The sequence below is a fragment of the Acidocella sp. genome (assembly GCF_052326845.1).
GTDB lineage: Bacteria > Pseudomonadota > Alphaproteobacteria > Acetobacterales > Acetobacteraceae > Acidocella.
This window is the reverse complement of sequence record NZ_JBKQJR010000209.1, coordinates 1-17,853: the sequence shown is the minus strand read 5'-3', so window position 1 is coordinate 17,853 and position 17,853 is coordinate 1. Positions and strand designations below refer to the sequence as shown.

The 17,853-nt window shown below is 64.8% G+C and carries 14 protein-coding genes and 1 pseudogene; 4 read left to right on the top strand and 11 right to left on the bottom strand.

Features of this window, described 5'->3' with window-relative positions; all coding sequences use genetic code 11:
• The 3 genes and pseudogenes from ACLPJJ_RS13975 to tsaE form a co-directional block, all read right to left on the bottom strand.
• Positions 1–1,825 (bottom strand): annotated as a pseudogene (locus tag ACLPJJ_RS13975) (double-strand break repair protein AddB); the annotation flags it as partial.
• Positions 1,822–2,547: a nucleotidyltransferase family protein gene (locus ACLPJJ_RS13970; protein ID WP_443591600.1), complete on the bottom strand. Its 726-nt coding sequence runs from the start codon at positions 2,545–2,547 to the stop codon at positions 1,822–1,824. The gene ACLPJJ_RS13970 and the pseudogene ACLPJJ_RS13975, both read right to left, overlap by 4 nt.
• The gene (gene tsaE, locus ACLPJJ_RS13965) at positions 2,537–2,974 is read right to left on the bottom strand and encodes a tRNA (adenosine(37)-N6)-threonylcarbamoyltransferase complex ATPase subunit type 1 TsaE (RefSeq protein WP_443591599.1); all 438 of its coding nucleotides are present in this window, start codon (positions 2,972–2,974) and stop codon (positions 2,537–2,539) included. The genes ACLPJJ_RS13970 and tsaE overlap by 11 nt, the downstream gene beginning before the upstream one ends.
• 60 nt (positions 2,975–3,034) lie before the next feature.
• On the opposite strand from tsaE, the gene ACLPJJ_RS13960 reads away from it, so the two are divergent.
• Positions 3,035–4,045: an NAD(P)/FAD-dependent oxidoreductase gene (locus ACLPJJ_RS13960; RefSeq protein WP_443591598.1), complete on the top strand. Its 1,011-nt coding sequence runs from the start codon at positions 3,035–3,037 to the stop codon at positions 4,043–4,045.
• Positions 4,046–4,122: 77 nt separating this feature from the next.
• Here the strand turns inward: ACLPJJ_RS13960 and ACLPJJ_RS13955 are convergent, their stop codons facing one another.
• Together ACLPJJ_RS13955 and ACLPJJ_RS13950 are read right to left on the bottom strand one after the other, a co-directional pair.
• The gene (locus tag ACLPJJ_RS13955) at positions 4,123–4,527 is read right to left on the bottom strand and encodes a hypothetical protein (protein ID WP_443591597.1); all 405 of its coding nucleotides are present in this window, start codon (positions 4,525–4,527) and stop codon (positions 4,123–4,125) included.
• Positions 4,528–4,743: 216 nt separating this feature from the next.
• A complete protein-coding gene (locus ACLPJJ_RS13950) occupies positions 4,744–5,199 on the bottom strand; it encodes an Lrp/AsnC family transcriptional regulator (protein ID WP_443591596.1) in 456 nt (151 codons plus the stop codon).
• A gap of 104 nt (positions 5,200–5,303) precedes the next feature.
• Here ACLPJJ_RS13950 and ACLPJJ_RS13945 point away from each other — a divergent pair, with 104 nt between their 5' ends.
• Positions 5,304–6,476, top strand: coding sequence for a phosphoserine transaminase (locus ACLPJJ_RS13945; RefSeq protein WP_443591595.1), 1,173 nt, complete (start codon positions 5,304–5,306; stop codon positions 6,474–6,476).
• 113 nt (positions 6,477–6,589) lie between these two features.
• Positions 6,590–8,176, top strand: coding sequence for a phosphoglycerate dehydrogenase (serA, locus tag ACLPJJ_RS13940; RefSeq protein WP_443591594.1), 1,587 nt, complete (start codon positions 6,590–6,592; stop codon positions 8,174–8,176).
• 136 nt (positions 8,177–8,312) lie between these two features.
• Here the strand turns inward: serA and ACLPJJ_RS13935 are convergent, their stop codons facing one another.
• The 3 genes from ACLPJJ_RS13935 to ACLPJJ_RS13925 are packed head-to-tail and all read right to left on the bottom strand — an operon-like array spanning position 8,313 to position 11,262.
• The gene (locus tag ACLPJJ_RS13935; protein WP_443591593.1) at positions 8,313–8,681 is read right to left on the bottom strand and encodes an EamA family transporter; all 369 of its coding nucleotides are present in this window, start codon (positions 8,679–8,681) and stop codon (positions 8,313–8,315) included.
• Entirely contained in the window at positions 8,678–9,706 is a 1,029-nt protein-coding gene (locus ACLPJJ_RS13930) for a glycosyltransferase family 2 protein (protein WP_443591592.1), read from the bottom strand. Before ACLPJJ_RS13930 ends, ACLPJJ_RS13935 begins: the two co-directional genes overlap by 4 nt.
• A 38-nt stretch (positions 9,707–9,744) precedes the next feature.
• Positions 9,745–11,262, bottom strand: coding sequence for a DUF2142 domain-containing protein (locus ACLPJJ_RS13925; RefSeq protein ID WP_443591591.1), 1,518 nt, complete (start codon positions 11,260–11,262; stop codon positions 9,745–9,747).
• A 146-nt stretch (positions 11,263–11,408) separates the two neighbouring features.
• Between ACLPJJ_RS13925 and ACLPJJ_RS13920 the strand changes: the two genes are divergently transcribed.
• Positions 11,409–12,335 (top strand): glycosyltransferase family 2 protein, encoded by a 927-nt coding sequence (locus ACLPJJ_RS13920; protein ID WP_443591590.1) that lies wholly within the window; start codon positions 11,409–11,411, stop codon positions 12,333–12,335.
• A gap of 101 nt (positions 12,336–12,436) precedes the next feature.
• Here ACLPJJ_RS13920 and alaS read toward each other — a convergent pair whose 3' ends face one another.
• The 3 genes from alaS to recA all read right to left on the bottom strand — a co-directional run.
• On the bottom strand, positions 12,437–15,085 hold the full coding sequence (gene alaS, locus ACLPJJ_RS13915; RefSeq protein ID WP_443591589.1) for an alanine--tRNA ligase: 2,649 nt from the start codon (positions 15,083–15,085) through the stop codon (positions 12,437–12,439).
• A gap of 10 nt (positions 15,086–15,095) precedes the next feature.
• Entirely contained in the window at positions 15,096–16,712 is a 1,617-nt protein-coding gene (locus ACLPJJ_RS13910; RefSeq protein WP_443591588.1) for an ATP-binding protein, read from the bottom strand.
• A gap of 207 nt (positions 16,713–16,919) precedes the next feature.
• Positions 16,920–17,853 (bottom strand): recombinase RecA (gene recA, locus ACLPJJ_RS13905; RefSeq protein WP_443591587.1); only part of this gene is annotated, 934 nt, incomplete at its 5' end.

Here is a 17,853-nt window from a genome sequence, read left to right as displayed (position 1 = left end):
CCAGCTTGCGCATGGGGCGGGAGAGCCAGGGACCAGGCTCAGCCGGAGCGGGCCACACGCCCTCCACCAGCCCGCCGAACACCGCCACGTCCACGTTTTGCAGCGCCGCTTCCTGGATGCCCCAGATGGCGATGCGCGGATGTCCGTCCTTGGCGCGGGGGCGGCGCACCACCGCGCCCTGCAGCAATTCGTCCAGCAGCTCCGCCAGCTCGTTGCTGCGAATATCGGGCATGTCCTCCAGCGCGCCGAGCATCTCCAGAAGCAGTTCGGAGAGTGCCAGCCCCGCCTCGCCGGACCATAAGGCGGCGGCGCCCTCGGCCTCGTTGGTGGCGGTCAGCGCCTCGGCGGCGGTGATCAACTGGCGCAGCGCGGTGGCTGGGTGGATTAGTTCCGGCAGGGCCAGTGGTTGCAGCAGGCGCTCCAGCCGGTTGAGGAAATCCCGTTCCTCCTGCCGTTCGTCCTTGAGACGGAATTTGATGCCGCTGAATCCCGGCGCCGGGCGCGGCCCGCGCAAGGCGTGGATTTCCAGCCGCCGCGCCAGGTCGCGGAAATTCTGCGGCGGCAGCCCCCCGGCGGTGAGCGGGTGCTTCAGCAGGGCCAGCAGCGGCAGCGGCGCGTAATCGGCCACGGCGGCGCGGGCGAGCAGGCGCAGGAAGATGGCGGGCGGGGTCTGGGCCAGGGGCTCCCCAGCGCTGTCATCGGCGGTAATGCCGAAGCGCTTCAACGCCGCCGCCACCAGTGCCGCCAAGCCACGGTCCGGCGTGATCAATGCTGCCGTGGTGCCGGGCACTTCCAGCGCCCCGCGCAGGATCATGGCGATGGCCGTGGCGTTCTGCGATTCCTCGGGCGTTTCCAGCCGGGCGAGGCCGGTGATGTTGAGTGCCGCCGTTTCCTGCCAAGCGGAGAGCGACTCGGCGGGCAGCAGCGCGCGCGAGATGACAGCCCCACGCCCGATGGGAACGGTGGAGACTGGGGCAGGCAGGGGCAGGACCTCGTCCCGCCGCGCCCCGATGGACAGCAGCAGCCCCGCGATGCCGCCTTGCGCGTGGCTGTCGTCCAGCGCGTCCCAGGCGTCATCCGGCAAAGCCGGGTCGAACCCCGGCAGGACCAGCATGCCCTGCGGCAGCCCGGCCACCACGCGCGCCATGCGGCAGATGGCGGGCGTGCCCTCGGCGGCGACCATCCAGACCCGGTGCGGCGGCGGCGCGGCACGCCAAGCCTTGGCCTGGGCGTCGATCAGCTTCACCAGCCGCTGCGCCGGGTTCAGCAGCCCGTTGTCCGCGAGGTAGTCTGGCCAGGCATGGGTGACGATACTCAGAAATTTCAGCGTCTTCTGCCAATGCGTGGCGAGATCGGCCTCCACCACGTTGGGCAGGGTGGTGGCGAGGTCGATTTCCGCATGGTCGGCCTCATCCAGCAGCGAGGCCAGCTCCGCCGCCAAAGCCCAGGCGGCACCGAGCCGCGCCGGCGCGCCGCTCTCGCCGTTGAGGGCGAGGATGAGCTTGGCAAGAAGGGCCTGACGGCGCGTTCCGGGAATGGCGGGGGGCAGGGAAAACCCGGTGCTGAGCAGCAGCCCGGCTTCGTCGATATTGCCCAGCGCGACGATGCGCGGCAGCAGCAGCGCCCGGCCGTTATTGGCTTCCAGAAACGCCCCCGCCAGCGCCTGGGCCGCGCGGCGGCTGGGCAGGATGATCAGCCCGTCATGCGGGGTGCCGCCCTGGGCCAGCCAGAGGCGCGCGAGGGCGGGCAGAAACGGCGCCTCCGGGGAAAAGGCGCCGATTTTTAGTTTGCGCGCGGCCGCCCCACCATCCCCGCGCGCGGTCAAGTCGTATTCCCGACTTCCCGCGCCTGCAGCACGGCTTCGGCACGGTCCAGGTCGTCCGGCGTGGAGAGATGGAACCACACGCCGTCATGCACGATGGCATTCAGCCGCCCGGCTTCCAGCGCCTTGTCCCAGAGCAGATTCAGGCTGAACGCCCCTTCCGGCGCGCCTGCGAACAGGGAAGGGGTGGCGAGCTGCACCCCGGCATAGACGAAGGGCGCCACGTCCCGCTCGCCACGCCGGGCCAGGGCGCCATCGCGCGGCCAGATGAAATCTCCCCGGCCGGTTTCCGCCACCGCCCCGGCGGCGCAGGCCAGGAGCAGCATCGTGTCCATGCGCGCTGGGTCGAAGGCGTTGGCCATCCGGGCCAGAGTCGGGCAGGGGCCGTCCACCCAGTAGCTGTCGCCGTTCACGATATAGAACGGCGCCTCCGGCAGCAGCCCCTTAACTGCCATGGCCGCCACGGCGCCGCCCGTGTCCAGCAGCGCGTCCTCATGGGTGATGGTCACCTCCGGATACGGGCGCAGGAATTCCCCGACCTGCGCCGCCAGATAATGCGTGTTGACGATGCAGCGTTTGACGCCCGCCTCACGCAACTGCACCAAGGTGTGGGCCAGGATCGGCTCCCCGTCCAACGCCAGCAGGGGCTTGGGCGTGGTAAGGGTGAGGGGGCGCATGCGCGTGCCAAGCCCCGCGCACAGAATTACCGCCGTATCAGGATGCATCGAACCACCTTTCATCGCCGGACATGTCTATCATACGTCCGGCACCGTCATGCGAGAGGATTAGGCGCAGAGCATGGCGCGGGGCGAGCGGCCCCAGCCGGTCCGGCCATTCCACAAGTACGATTCCCGCCTGCGCCTCGTCCCAGCCCAACTCCTCCAGCCCCGCCGGCCCATCCAGCCGCCACAGATCGTAATGCCAGATCTCGGTGCCGTCCGGCGTGGTGTAGCTCTGCACCAGAGTGAAGGTCGGGCTTGGCACGGTCAGGCGCTCATCGCGCACCAGGGCGCGGATGAAGGCCCGCGCCAGCGTGGATTTGCCAGCGCCGAGCGGGCCTTCCAGCAGCAGCACGTCGCCCGGCTTGGCCATGCCCGCCAGGCGGCGGCCAAGATCCTGGGTGGCTGTGTCATCGGGCAGGCAGAGTCTCATGGCGCCCGTTTTGCCCGCCCGCGCTTGATTGTGGAAGGGCGCTGCGGCAGACCAGCGTCCATGGAACAGATTTCTACCGATGTCGCGATTATTGGCGCCGGCCCGGCTGGCATGTTTGCGGTGTTCGAATGCGGGATGCTGAAAATGTCCTGCGTACTCATCGACGCGCTGGATGAGCTGGGCGGGCAGTGCGTGGCGCTGTATCCGGAAAAGCCGATCTACGACATTCCTGCCCACCCGGCGATCGAGGGGGCGGCGTTGATTGCACAGCTCGAACAGCAGATCGCGCCGTTCGGCTGCGTCAAGCTGCTCGGCCGGCAGGTGACCGGGCTGGCCGGCGAGGCGGGCAATTTCACCCTCACCACCAGCATGGGCGACAAGATTAGCGCCAAGGCTGTGGTCCTGGCCGCGGGGGCTGGCGCCTTTGGGCCGAACCGGCCGCCGCTGGACGGGCTCTCCGCGTACGAGGCCAGCGGCGCGGTGCGCTATTACGTGAAGCGGCGTGAGGATCTGCGCGGCAAGCGCGTGGTCATCGCTGGAGGTGGTGACTCCGCTGTGGACTGGGCGCTGGCCCTGCAAGGCGTGGCCGCGCATATCGCCGTGGTGCACCGCCGGCCGAAATTCCGCGCCGCCCCGGAGAGCACCGCGCAGCTCGACGCGCTGGCCGCCGAGGGCAAGGTGGAAATGGTGATCCCCTACCAGCTGCACGCGCTGCATGGGCAGGATGGGGTGCTCCAGGCGGTTGAAGTCGTGGATTTGGACGGCGCCCCCCGCAAGCTGGAAACCGATGTGCTGCTGCCCTTCTTCGGGCTGGCGACGGAACTCGGGCCGATCGCTGAATGGGGGCTGGACCTGGCGCAGCACCATGTGACGGTGACGCCCGCGACGATGGAAACCTCCATTTCCGGCATATTCGCGGTGGGTGACATCGCCTCATATCCCGGCAAGCTGAAGCTGATCCTGCAGGGTTTTGCCGAAGCGGCGATGGCCGCGCATGCGATCTACGGGCTCGTGAATCCTGGCATGGCGCTGCATTTCGAACACTCGACGACCAAGGGCGTGCCGGGCTGAAGCGCCGCGCTAACTATAGGTTAGATAATAAAAAAGCCGCCCGTACGGGCGGCTTTTTTTATGGCTGGCGATGTAGCTCAGATTGCCATTTCGATTTCCGGCATGCTGCTGCGCGCCTTGGTCAGCGCCATGCCGAGGTTGACCGTCTTGCGGCAAAGAAAGCACACCACATAGTCCTGGTTGCGGCGGCCGCGGATGAACACGTGCAGCAAGTTCTTGCTGTTCACAATGATTTCTTCAAAATAGTGTTCGTTGGTCTCGATGCCACGGGATTTCTTGAAGAGATTTTCGACGGCGACGACATTCGGCCCCTGGAACAGATCGGAGGTGGCGGCGGCGAGCAGGTCGATCACTTCGTTGGGGTGGGAATCAACGGTCTTGATGTCGAGCAGCAGGCCTGAGGCAACATCGACAACGCCGGCGGCGAGGCATTCGGGGATGGTGGTGATGGCTTTGCTGATGGTGGTGGCGAGATCGGCCATGGTCGAGGGCTCCTGATATAATTAAAAAGGCCAGGAAGCTTCACGCTTCCTAACCTATGTTACAATATTGTTACACCTCTTTAAGGTGGGTGAATAGTGCAGATTTTGTGCCGCATTTTGAGATTATCGCGTAATTGCTATGCTGCTTTCACAGCTTGCACGGCGCGAAGGAAACAAAACCGCGGGTTGTTGTTCCTGACCGTTAACGAAACGGCGCTAGATCGGCAGCGCGCCGTCTTTCATCCGCTCCATGGCGAAGCGCGAGGAGACATTGCGTAGCGGCACGGCGGCAATGAGCTTGCGGTAGAACGCGTCATACGCGGCGATGTCCGCGACCACGACATGCAGCAGGTAATCGACATCGCCGCTCATGCGCCAGGCGCCGACGATTTCCGGCGTCTCCGCGATGGCCTTGGCGAAACGGGCGAGCCACTCCGCCGAATGGTCGGAGGTTTCCACCGAGACGAAGACCGAAACCGGCAGGCCGAGCTTGTCGGCATCCAGCACCGCGATGCGGCCCTTGATGATGCCCAGCTCCTCCATGCGCTTGATGCGCTTCCAGCACGGGGTGGCGGTAAGGCCGACCTTGTCCGCGATTTCGTTCAGGGAGAGAGAAGCGTCAGCCGCCAGAAGGCGGAGGATGGCGCGGTCGATATTGTCGAGGTCGGGCATGGCTGTCTCAGAAAGAAGTTGCGGCGGCGGAGGAATTGGGCTAGAGGGCTGTCCGGGTCACGCCCCCCCACCGGGGCGCTTTTCTTCTGTAAGGGAGAGTTTTTATGGCAGATTTTTCTCTTGCCGCCAAGCCTGCGGCGCGTCCACAAAATCCTAATTTCTCGTCCGGCCCGTGCGCCAAGCGCCCCGGCTTTAGCCTGGCAGCACTTGAAGGTGCCATGCTGGGCCGCAGCCATCGCGCCAAGGGGCCGAAGGCGAAGCTCGCCGAGGTCATCACCCGCTCCAAGGACATTCTCGGCATGCCCGCCGATTGGCGGCTTGGCATCGTGCCCGCCTCCGATACCGGCGCGGTGGAGATGGCCCTGTGGTCGCTGCTTGGCGCGCGCCCCGTAGACGTGCTGGCGCATGAGAGCTTCTCCGAAGCCTGGGCGACCGACGTGGTGAAGCAGCTGAAACTCGCCGATGCCCGCGTGCTGAAGGCCCCCTATGGCCAGCTGCCGGACCTCACCCAGATCGACTTTTCCCACGACGTGGTACTGGCCTGGAACGGCACGACCTCCGGCGTGCGCTTCCCCAATGGCGATTTCATCCCGGCCGGCCGCGAAGGTCTGGTGATCGCCGACAGCACCTCCGCTGCCTTCGCTATGGACCTGCCCTGGGACAAGCTCGATGTTGTCACCTGGTCCTGGCAGAAGGTGCTGGGCGGCGAAGGCGGCCACGGCATGCTGGCCCTCTCGCCGCGCGCGGTTGAGCGTCTGCTTACCTACAAGCCGGCCTGGCCGCTGCCGAAGATCTTCCGCCTGACTTCCGGCGGCAAACTCTCCGAGGGCATCTTCGCGGGCGAGACGATCAACACGCCGTCCATGCTCTGCGTCGAAGACGCGCTGGACGGTCTGCGTTGGGCCGAGACCGTGGGCGGCCTCAAGGGGCTCATCGCCCGGTCCGAAGCCAACCTGAAGGCCGTGGCCGACTGGGTTGAGGGCAACGAGCGCGTGCGCTTCCTGGCCGAGACGGTCGAGACCCGCTCCTGCACCTCCATCTGCCTCGCCATTGACGCCCCCTGGTTTACGGCGCTGGACGCCGAGGCCCAGGCCAAGGCCGCCAAGGCTGTCGCCGCGCTGCTGGAGAAGGAAAACGTGGCGCTCGATGCCGGTGCCTACCGTGACGCCCCTCCGGGCCTGCGGATCTGGGGCGGTGCGACGGTGGAGACGGCGGATATCGCCGCGCTGCTGCCGTGGATCAACTACGCCATCGATGCCGTGGCCAAAGAGTTTTAATCCGGACGCTGTTGGCCTGGAGATGGATTGCTTCGCTGCGCTTGCAATGACGGCGCGGCGGAGCACCCCAGGCGGAAAGTCTTATCGAACAAATTCCTCAAGGAATCCCGCACATGGTTAAAGTTCTCATCAGCGATAAATTGTCGCCCGCCGCCATCGCCATCTTTAAGGATCGCGGCGTCGAGGTAGATGTGAAGACCGGCCTGACTCCGGCCGAGCTGCGCGAGATCATCGGGCAGTATGACGGCCTGGCCATCCGCTCCGCCACCAAGGTGACGAAAGAGGTGCTCGACGTCGCCCCCAACCTGAAGGTCGTGGGCCGCGCCGGTATCGGCGTGGACAATGTGGACGTGAAGTCCGCCACCTCGCGCGGCGTGGTGGTGATGAACACCCCGAACGGCAACGCCATCACCACCGCCGAGCATGCCGTCGCCATGATGTTCGCGCTCGCCCGCCAGCTGCCGGAGGCCACCGCCTCCACCAAGGCCGGCAAGTGGGAGAAGAACCGCTTCATGGGCGTGGAAGTCAGCGGCAAGACGCTTGGCCTGATCGGCTGCGGCAATATTGGTTCCATTGTGGCCGACCGCGCCGTGGGGCTGAAGATGAAGGTGCTGGCCTATGACCCGTACCTGACCGAGGCGCGCGCTGTGGAGCTGGGCGTGGAGAAGGCCGAGCTGGACACCGTGCTGGCCAAGGCCGATTTCATCACCTTGCACACGCCACTGATCGAGGCCACCCGCAACATCATCTCGCGCGAGGCGATCGCCAAGATGAAGAAGGGCGTGCGCGTCATCAACTGCGCGCGCGGCGGTCTGGTGGACGAGGCGGCGCTGTACGACGCGCTGAAGTCCGGCCATGTCGCCGGTGCGGCGCTGGACGTGTTCGAGGTTGAGCCCGCCATTGCCTCCCCGCTGTTCGAGCTGGAGAACGTGGTGTGCACGCCGCATCTCGGCGCTTCCACCAGCGAGGCGCAGGAGAACGTGGCGCTGCAGGTGGCCGAGCAGATCTCCGACTTCCTGCTCACCGGCTCCGTGACCAATGCGCTCAACATGCCGAGCGTCTCCGCCGAGGAAGCGCCGCGCCTGCGCCCGTACATGGATCTGTGCCGCCTGCTGGGCGCCTTCGCCGGCCAGCTCACCCGCGCACAGGATGGCGTGATCAAGCGCGTGCTCGTCGAGTACGAAGGGGCCGCAGCACCGCTCAACCATCGTCCGCTGAACGCCGCTGCACTGGCCGGGCTGCTTGGCCCGGTGATGGAAGGCGTGAACATGGTTAACGCCCCGGTGCTGGCGCGCGATCATGGCATCGAAGTTGCCGAGGGCTCGAACGACCGCATCGGAGACTACCAGACGCTGGTGCGCATCACCGTGACCACCGACAAGCTGACCCGCTCCGTGGCGGGCTCGCTGATCGGCAATGGCCGTCCGCGCCTGGTGGAGATCAAGGGCATCAAGGTGGAGGCGGATTTCGCGCCGCACATGCTGTACGTGACCAACAAGGACAAGCCGGGCTTCATCGGCCGCTTCGGCATGCTGCTGGCCGATGCGGGCGTGAACATCGCCACCTTCCACCTCGGCCGCGCCGCCGAGGGCGAGGATGCGATCTGCCTGGTCTCCACCGATGGCGAAACGCCGGATGACGTGTTGGCGCAGGTGCGGGCGCTGCCGCTGGTGACGCAGGCCACCACGCTGGCGTTCTGAGGCTTAGATTCCTCCGTTAAGCGGAAGGCCGGCGGGCGCTGCCCTCCGGCCGTCTTTCTTTTTTGACTATACGGTGGTGGAACGTGTCGCTGTCCGCGCAAGCCGGGACGCGGGCAATTCCATAACATTGATCACATCAAGGCTGATTTGGTGCTGTGCCGATCTGGGTTATAACGATGCCGGCGACGATCAGCGCGATGCCGAACCAGAAACCCGGACGTACCCGCTCGCCGAACACGAGCATCGAGGCTAGTGGCACGAGCACGACGCCGAACGCCATGTAGGGGTAGGCCCGGCTCAGCGGCACCCGCGAGAGGAGCCAGATCCATAGCAGCGTCGCCGCGCCATAGAGTGCCAGCGCCGCATAGAGCGCGGGGGTGACAAGCACCCGCAATACACCGGTGCCGAGCGGCACGCCGCGCAGGTTCAGCCCCACTTTTTTGAACAAAAGCTGCCCGGCGGCCATCACCAGCGTGAAACCGAGCAGTGAGAGCATGTTGGTCATGATGTTTCACCAGGAGTTGCCAGCAGCGGATGGATTGGCTGTTGCGGCACTGCCGCGATGTCGTAGCCAAGGAAAGAAAGCAGCAATTGCAGGCCAAGAATGACCGGCAGCGCCGCCAGCATCACGGTACCCGAGGTCGTGACCACGCCATGCGTCGCGTTGACGAGCCAGTGCCATAGCCCGAAGGTTGCGCCGAAGCCCAGCAGGGCGAGCCCGGCGATCAACTCGGCCGAGGCGACCGAGAAATCCCGCAGGAAATAATTGTAGATCAGCCGCTTGCCAAAATTATGCGCATGCCCCTTGAGAAAACGCGGTACTACCTTGCCTATCCGCATATGGCTGGTCTCATCGGCATAGATAGCGGCCATGGGGATGTCGAGAACCATGGCACGGATGGTGTTTAGGCGGAACAGCATATCGGATTCAAAGAAATAACGCGTTGATATCCGTTCGAGCGGCAGCTGCGCTGTCACCTTGGCATGGATGGCGGTATAGCCGTTGGTGGGGTCGAACAATGTCCAGTAGCCGGAGGATAGCTTGGTCATGAAGGACAGCGCGGCATTGCCGAACAGCCTGATGGGCGGCATCGCACGCACATCCTCCGGATTAAAGAAGCGGTTGCCCTTGGTGTAGTCTGCCTGTCCGGCGAGGATAGGCCGCACGAAACGCGGCAGCAGGCGAGGGTCCATCTGCCCGTCGCCGTCGATTTTTACGATCACGTCACAATCATCGGCCAGCGCCGCGCGGTAGCCGGTGATGGTCGCCGCGCCCACGCCGCCATTGCGCTCACGCCGCACCACGCGGACGCGCGGATCACGCGTGTGCGTCTCGACGAACGTGCCGGAGGCGTCTGGGCAGCAATCGTCGACCACATAGATGCGCGCGACCTCCGGCCCGATGGCGGCGAGGACGCCGAGAATATGTGCGGTTACGCGGTAGCTGGGAATCACGATGCCGATTCTGGGCGTGTCGTGAGCTTCCTGCTGCTCCACCTGCTCGGCCTTCATCCGCTCCGCTTCGATCACCCAGACCTCCGATTGTCAGTAAGTTGAATGATCATATTCTAACCGAACCGTGCGTGCATGAGGGCAGGCAGCGCGGTGATATCGTAACAGGCCAGCACAACAGCCGGTAACACCGATGCAATCTCGATAAGTGCTGCGCTCTGTGCGAGCCATTTATGCCCCTGCACCAAGGCGCCAAGCCGCGGCAAGATGAGCGGCAGGAACGGCACCAGCGGCAGTAGATAGCGCGCTTGAACGCCCTCGATCATGGTTGCGCCGACGGCTGTCCAGGACAGATACACCGCCAAGCAGATGGCGATGACCGTGGCGGCGATGATTGCCAGCACGAACAGCGCATCGGACATCCGCCAGCGCCGTGCCCCTTGTCCCTGCCCGAACAATGCGCCGGCCAGTGCGGCGATGATCGCCATGCTCCAGTTGTTGTACTGGGAGGCGGTCAATGGCGCATCCAGCCAGGCCATGTTGCCGATAAACTCGGCTCGCAACTCCGGATACCAGTAGGCAAAAAAATCATACGGCAAGGTAACGATCAAGGCGGGCGCATGCAGCAGGACTTTGATATTGGCACCCGCATCCGTGCTGTTGAAAATAACACTCGGATCTCCCGGCCAGAGCGGACCAGGATGATAGGGGGGAAGCCCACGTGGGATGAAGCTCGTGTGCATCATCAGAACGACCCACAACAATGCCGGCAGGCCGAACAAACCGGCGAGCACCAGCCTGCGCATTCCGCCGCGCGCCACGATCGGAAGCGCGGCGGGAAACAGCAACAGCCCATAAGGCGGCTTCGAGCTGATCACCACCCCTATGATGGCTGCGGCGATCCACCGTGCTTTTGGATGTTCCCGCTCATCGCGCGTCAACAGCGCGCCGGCGAGCGCGCAGGACGCGATGATCAGGCCGTCCTGATTGAATGAGGCGGCGAGGGACATCGTCATCGGCAGGCTGAGCAGCGTGAAGAAGATCCCCTGTCCGGTGCGGGCAACCCACAGGCACGTTGTGCCGATCAGCACAAACGCCATCAACATGAAGGCGCGGCCTAGATATAACGACAGCAACGGGCCGAGGCCGATAAGGCCGCCGGTGCCAATGCCGAGCGCCCCAGGCGTGTACAGGATTGGGAAATAGGGAACGGTGCCAATGGCAGGGTCGAATAGTTGCTGGTTCGTCCATGGGATTGCACGCGCCTGTTCACGGTCAGCTTTCGTCAGCCGTGGATACCCGTTGTTGTGAAACTCGGCGAACGTGGCGCTGACAATACCCCGGTCGACACTGACCCCGGCTTCAGGCATGGTCCCGAAAAATGTTTTCGAACCGAGAATTTGGCCATGCAGCAGCGCCGCCGCCCGCACCGCGTGGGATGGTTCGTCGGCGACCTGACTCATGGGGGTCGCGTAAACGAGCCGCAACCCGGAGATGAGCCCGACCACCAGGAACAAAATGGCGAGCCAGCGCTGGCTGGCCCATTTTATGCCGGACGCCAGCTTCAAGGTGGCGACTATCTGATCGGGCAGTAACTGTCCGATCGGGCGGGTTACGCGGATACTTATCGACATGCCAATGTTTCTACAGCGCGTGCATTATTAGTAAAGTTGGCGGTAAGCATATAATAATTCAGACTTCTGAGTCGGCGGCCGGTGCGGCCGCACCGGAACCACGGATAATGCTTGTGTGGATTCGTGGCGTGCATTAGCCACGCAGCATGACCACGCCGCGCATCGCTGTGCTGATCCCCTGCTTCAACGAGGAAGTCGCCATTGGCAAGGTGGTGGGAGGTTTCCGCGCCGTGCTGCCGGGGGCGGAGATTTTTGTCTACGACAATAACTCGCGCGATGGCACGGTTGCGGCGGCACTGGCCGCCGGAGCGCTGGTGCGGCGCGAGGTGTTGCAGGGCAAGGGGCATGTCATTCGCCGGATGTTCGCGGATATCGAGGCTGACGCCTATGTGTTGGTGGATGGCGACGATACCTACGAGGCCAGCGCCGCGCCGGAGATGGTGCGGCTTCTGCTGGACGAACAGTTGGACATGGTGAACGGCCAGCGCATGGAGCAGGCGGGAGGCGCCTACCGGCGTGGTCACCGCACCGGTAACTTCGTGCTCTCCGGCTTGGTGCGCACCGTGTTCGGCGACCGCATCCAGGACATGCTCTCCGGCTACCGCGTATTTTCGCGCCGCTTCGTGAAGACCTTCCCGGCGCTGGCATCTGGATTCGAGACCGAGACGGAATTCACCATCCACGCGCTGGACCTGATGATGCCGCTGGCGGAGGTTCCGGTGGCCTACCGCGAGCGCCCCGCCGGATCAGCCTCCAAGTTGCGCACTTATTCCGACGGCCTGCGCATCCTGCGCACCATCGTCGCCCTGGTGAAGGAGGAGCGGCCACTGCAATTCTTCACCCTGGCCGGCCTGGCGCTGCTGGCGCTGGGGATCGGGTTCGGCGTGCCGGTGGTGGTCACCTACTTGCATACAGGACTGGTGCCGCGCCTGCCCACGGCCGTCCTGGCCACGGGCATCATTATGATTGCGATGCTGAGCTTCACCTGCGGGTTGATTCTGGACTCCGTCGCCCGCGCCCGCAAGGAAGCCAAGCGCCTCGCCTACCTTGCCATCCCGCGCTGGCCGGGTTGATCCTGAACAAGATGGATTGCCGCGCCGGCTTCGCCGGCTCGCAATGACGGCGTGGGACAGGGGGACGGGGGTCCCCCTGCGGCACGTTCCGCGACGAGCGACTACTTGCCCCCGATCGCGGCGCGGATGGCGTCTAGCGCCGCACGCCATTGGTTGCCGTCCGGCCCACCAGCTTGGGCAAATTCAGCCGAGCCACCACCACCGGTACCACCGACGGCTTTAGCTGAGGCAGCCACCAAGTCTTTTGCGCTATACGTGGTGGAAAGGCTGCCGGAAACTGCAACAACGTTGGCGGACTTACCGCCTGTTGTGGAAATTAGGGCCACGATGCCATGGTCGCCCAGCGTCTTGTTGAGCAAGTCAGTGGCGATAGGCTTAAGCTCTTTTGCGGGCACGTCGTTGACATGGTAAAATAAAGTTTGGATTCCGTTGATGGTTTCCACGCTCTCTTTAGCCTCGGCCAGCACCAGCTTCTTCTGCAGCTCGGCCACCTGGCGTTCCAGGCGCTTCTTGTCCTCCTGCAACTGGGTGATGCGGCCGGGCAGCTCGGCGGGCTGGGCCTTCAGCGTGGCGGCGGCTTCTGCCAGCAGGCGGGATTCATCCTCGATGGCGGCGACGGCGGCCTCGCCAGCCAGCGCCTCGATGCGGCGGATGCCGGCCGAGACGGCGCCTTCGGAGACGATGCGGAACAGGCCGATATCACCCGTGCGGGAGACATGCGTGCCGCCGCACAGCTCGATCGACCAGGCGGATTTGTCCTCCTGCGGATCGCCCATGGAAACGACGCGGACCTCATCGCCGTATTTTTCGCCGAACAGCGCCATGGCGCCGAGCTTCACGGCTTCCTCCGGCGTCATCAGCCGGGTGGCGACATCCGTGTTCTCGCGGATGCGGGCGTTCACGTCCCGCTCCACCTCGGCCAGTTCCTCGGCCGTGATCGGCCGGGGCTGGGAGATGTCGAAGCGCAGGCGGTCCGGCGCGTTCAGCGAGCCTTTCTGCGTGACATGCGCGCCCAGGGTGCGGCGCAGCGCCTCGTGCAGCAGATGCGCGGCGGAGTGGTGGGCGCGGATCTTGGTCCGGCGGTCATGGTCCACCTCGGCCAGCACGGGCTGGCCGACGCGGGCGGTGCCGGCCTCGACCACGCCGACATGCACGAACAGGCCGCCGAGCTTCTTCTGCGTGTCGGTGATGCGGATGCGCAGGTTATCCGGGCCGGTGATGAAGCCGGTATCGCCCACCTGGCCGCCGCTCTCAGCATAGAAGGGCGTCTGGTTGAGCAGCAGGTAGACAGTTTGCTCCAGCAGCGCTTCATCGCGGGGCTGGCCGTCCACGACCAGGGCGGTGATCGTCGCCTCGGCGGCCTCGGTGCTGTAGCCCAGGAACTCGGTGGCGCCGAGCGTTTCGTTCAGCTCGAACCATACGGACTCGGTCGCGGCCTCGCCGGAGCCGGCCCAGGCGGCGCGGGCACGGGCTTTTTGCGCCGCCATGGCTTCGTTGAAGCCATCCACATCCACGGTTTTTTTCTCTTCGCGCAGGGCGTCCTGCGTGAGGTCAAGCGGGAAACCATAAGTGTCGTACAGCTTGAATGCGACCTCACCAGGCAATGCGCCGCCGACCGGGATATTCTCGGATTCGTCGCGCAGGAGTGAAATTCCGCGTTCCAGCATGGCGCGGAAGCGGTTCTCCTCCAGTTGCAGCGTCTCGATGATGAGCGCCTCAGCCTGGTTCAGCTCCGGATAGGCCTGGCCCATCTGGCGGGTGAGCGCCGGCACGAGCCGGTACATTAGCGGCTCCTTGGCGCCCATCAGGTGCGCGTGGCGCATGGCGCGGCGCATGATGCGGCGGAGCACATAGCCGCGGCCCTCGTTGGAGGGCAGCACGCCATCGGCCATCAGGAAGGCTGACGAGCGCAGATGATCCGCCACCACGCGGTGGCTGATCCGGAACTTGCCGTCCGGGTCCTGTCCGGTTTCCTCGGCCGAGGCGAGGATCAGGGCGCGCAGCGTGTCAGTGTCGTAATTGTCGTGCTTGCCCTGCAGGATGGCGGCGAAGCGCTCCAGGCCCATGCCCGTGTCGATGGACGGGTGCGGCAGCGGGGTGCGCGCGCCGGGCGGGCCTTCCTCGTACTGCATGAACACGAGGTTCCAGATCTCGATGAAACGGTCGCCGTCCTCGTCCGGGGAGCCGGGCGGACCGCCGGCAATGGAAGGGCCGTGGTCGTAGAAGATTTCCGAGCACGGGCCGCAGGGGCCGGTATCGCCCATGCGCCAGAAATTATCGTCGGTCGGGATGCGGATGATCTTCTCGTCCGGCAGGCCGCCGATCTTCTTCCAAAGCTGCGCCGCCTCGTCATCCGTGTGGTACACGGTGACCAGCAGCTTGTCCTTGGGCAGGGCAAAATCCTTGGTCAGCAGGGTCCAGGCATGGAGGATCGCCTGGTCCTTAAAATAGTCGCCGAAGGAGAAATTCCCCAGCATCTCGAAGAAGGTGTGGTGGCGGGCGGTGTAGCCCACGTTATCCAGGTCGTTATGCTTGCCGCCGGCGCGCACGCATTTCTGCGCGGAGGTGGCGCGCACGTAAGGCCGCTTCTCCTGCCCGGTGAAGACGCTCTTGAACGGCACCATGCCGGCGTTTGTGAAGAGCAGCGTCGGGTCGTTGCGCGGCACAAGGGGCGCGCTCGGCACGATCTGGTGCCCGTTGCGGGCGAAGTAGTTGAGGAAGGTGGCGCGGATATCGTTACTGGTGACCATGCGGGCTGAATTACAGGGCCGCAGGGTTTTCGCCAAGTATGGGCGTTGCCAGCATTTCGTCCACCAGCGGGGGCAGGGCGGCCATGGCGAAGGGCTTGTTGAGGACGCGCGTGCCCGGAAGGAGGTTTTTCGCCCTAAGGGGTGCGCTTTCCGCATAGCCGGTCATGAACAGGATTTTGAGGTCCGGGCGCAGGGTGCGGGCGGTGCCGGCGAGTTCATGGCCGCTCATGCCGGGCAGGCGGATGTCGGTGATCAGCAGTTTGACCGGCGTGCCGGCGCGCAGGAGATCGAGCGCGCTGCGGGCGTCCGCAGCCTGCTCGATGGTGTAGCCCTGGTCCTGCAGCACCTCGGCCACGAGGGCGCGGATACCGGCCTCGTCGTCGGCGATAAGGATGCAGCCGCACGCCCGCCGGGGCTGTGGTACTGGCAGGGCGGCATCGGGGGATGGCAGCTTCTCGGCGGCACCGTCATGCCGGGGCAGGTACAGCGTGACCGTGGTGCCGTCGCCCGGGGTAGATTGAATGGCGACATGGCCGCCGGACTGCCGGGCGAAGCCGTAGAGCATCGACAAGCCAAGCCCGGTGCCCCTGCCGGGTGGTTTGGTGGTGAAGAATGGCTGAAAGGCGCGTGCCAGAACTTCGGGCGGCATGCCGGTGCCGGTGTCGGTGACCGCAAGGGTAACGTAGTCGCCGGGCGGCAAGTCTAGCGCCACGGCCTCGGCGGGGCAGAGGGCGAGGTTGCGCGTGGCGATGGTGAGAGTGCCGCCCTGGGGCATGGCATCCGAGGCGTTGATGCAGAGATTGAGCAGTGCGTGTTCCATCTGGTTGGGGTCCACCAGCGTGGTGTGAAGGTCCGGCGCGCATGCCAGCTTCCGCGCCACGCCCGGGGCGATGGTCTCGGCGATCAGCTCCTCCATGTCGGCGATCAGCAGATTGATGTCGGTGACATGCGGTTCCAGCGGGTGATCCCGGGAAAAGTCGAGCAGCCGGTGCGTGAGGCGGGTGGCGCGGTTGGCAGAGTGACGCGCGGCGGCGATATGGCGCTCCAGCTCGTCCAGCCTTCCTTCCTGCAGGCGCAGTTGCACCATGTCCAGGCTACCCGTGATGCTGATGAGCAGGTTGCCGAAATCATGCGCGATGCCGCCGATGAGGTGGCCGATGGCCTCCATTTTCCGCGCCTGGCGCAATTGCTGTTCCGTGTCCATCAGCTCCGCCGTGCGGGCCGCGATGCGCGTCTCCAGCGCCTCATTGGCGGTGCGCAACTGCTCCGAGAGGTGGCCTAAACGGACGCTGACACGCATCGTCAGCTCGGTGAGGGTGATGATGAGGGCCGACAGGACCAGAAAGACGAGGATCATCATCAGCGGGCTCGGCCAGTAGATGCCGTAGCGGGCCAGAGGCTGTAGGAAATAGCCCACCATGACCGCGGCGAGGACAGAGCAGAGCAGGCCGGGCCCGAAGCCGCCGGCCAGTGTAGAAATGATGACGGCCGGGATGAAGGTAAAAAAAGGCGCGGGGAGAAGGTGCCCTATGGCAAGGCGTATGACCATGGCCAGCAGGGACGTACAGACCGCAATGCTGTAGCCGGCCCAGGCGCGTCCACGCAGGCGCAACAGCAGGTTGTACATTAAAGCGGCATATCCCCCGGTTGTCGGTCGCCGTAATCTAGAGGCCAGCCAACGCCGGGGGTCAAGCAAATTTACGTGAACGGCCCAATGGGCCCGGAGTTTGGCTAGAGCAATATGCGTTTAGCTTGAGCCGGCGTGGTCAAGCTAAACGCATGAAATTGCTCGCTCAAACTTAAAGCTAGAGCATTCAGCCAAAAGCTGAATGCTCTAGTCGTCGCCGCCGTCACCCTCGCTGGCATCAGAAGCCATCAGCGCGTCGGCGATGGCGGAGGATTGCTCACGGATTTTCTTCTCGATGGCCTCGGCCACTTTCGGGTTGTCGCGCAGGAACTGCTTGGCGTTCTCGCGGCCCTGGCCGATGCGCTGGCTGTCATGGGAGAACCAGGCACCGGATTTCTCCACCACGCCGGCCTTCACGCCGAGATCGACCAGCTCGCCAGCCTTGGAGATGCCCTCGCCGAACATGATGTCGAACTCGACTTGCCGGAAGGGCGGGGCGAGCTTGTTTTTCACAACCTTGACGCGCGTATGGTTGCCGGTGACCTCGTCGCGGTCCTTGATGGAGCCGGTGCGGCGGATCTCCATGCGGATGGAGGCGTAGAACTTGAGCGCGTTGCCGCCGGTGGTGGTTTCCGGATTGCCGAACATCACGCCGATCTTCAGGCGGATCTGGTTGAGGAAGATCAGCATGGTGTTGCTGCGCGCCACCGAGCCGGTGATCTTGCGCAGCGCCTGGCTCATCAGGCGGGCATGCAGGCCCACATGGCTGTCGCCCATCTCGCCCTCTAGCTCGGCGCGGGGGACCAGGGCGGCCACGGAGTCGATCACCAGCACGTCGATGGAGCCGGAGCGGACTAGCGTATCCGCGATTTCGAGCCCCTGTTCGCCGGTATCAGGCTGGGAAATCAGCAGGTTGTCCACATCCACGCCCAGCTTCCGGGCATAGATGGGGTCGAGCGCGTGCTCGGCGTCGATGAAGGCGCAGACGCCGCCGCGCTTCTGCGCCTCGGCAATGGCGTGCAGGGCCAGGGTGGTCTTTCCCGAGGCAACCCCAATGGCAGCAACAATGGCAAAACCGGATCTGGAAAAAAACAAGGCGCTGGACGCCGCAATGGCGCAAATCGAGCGCGCCTTCGGCAAA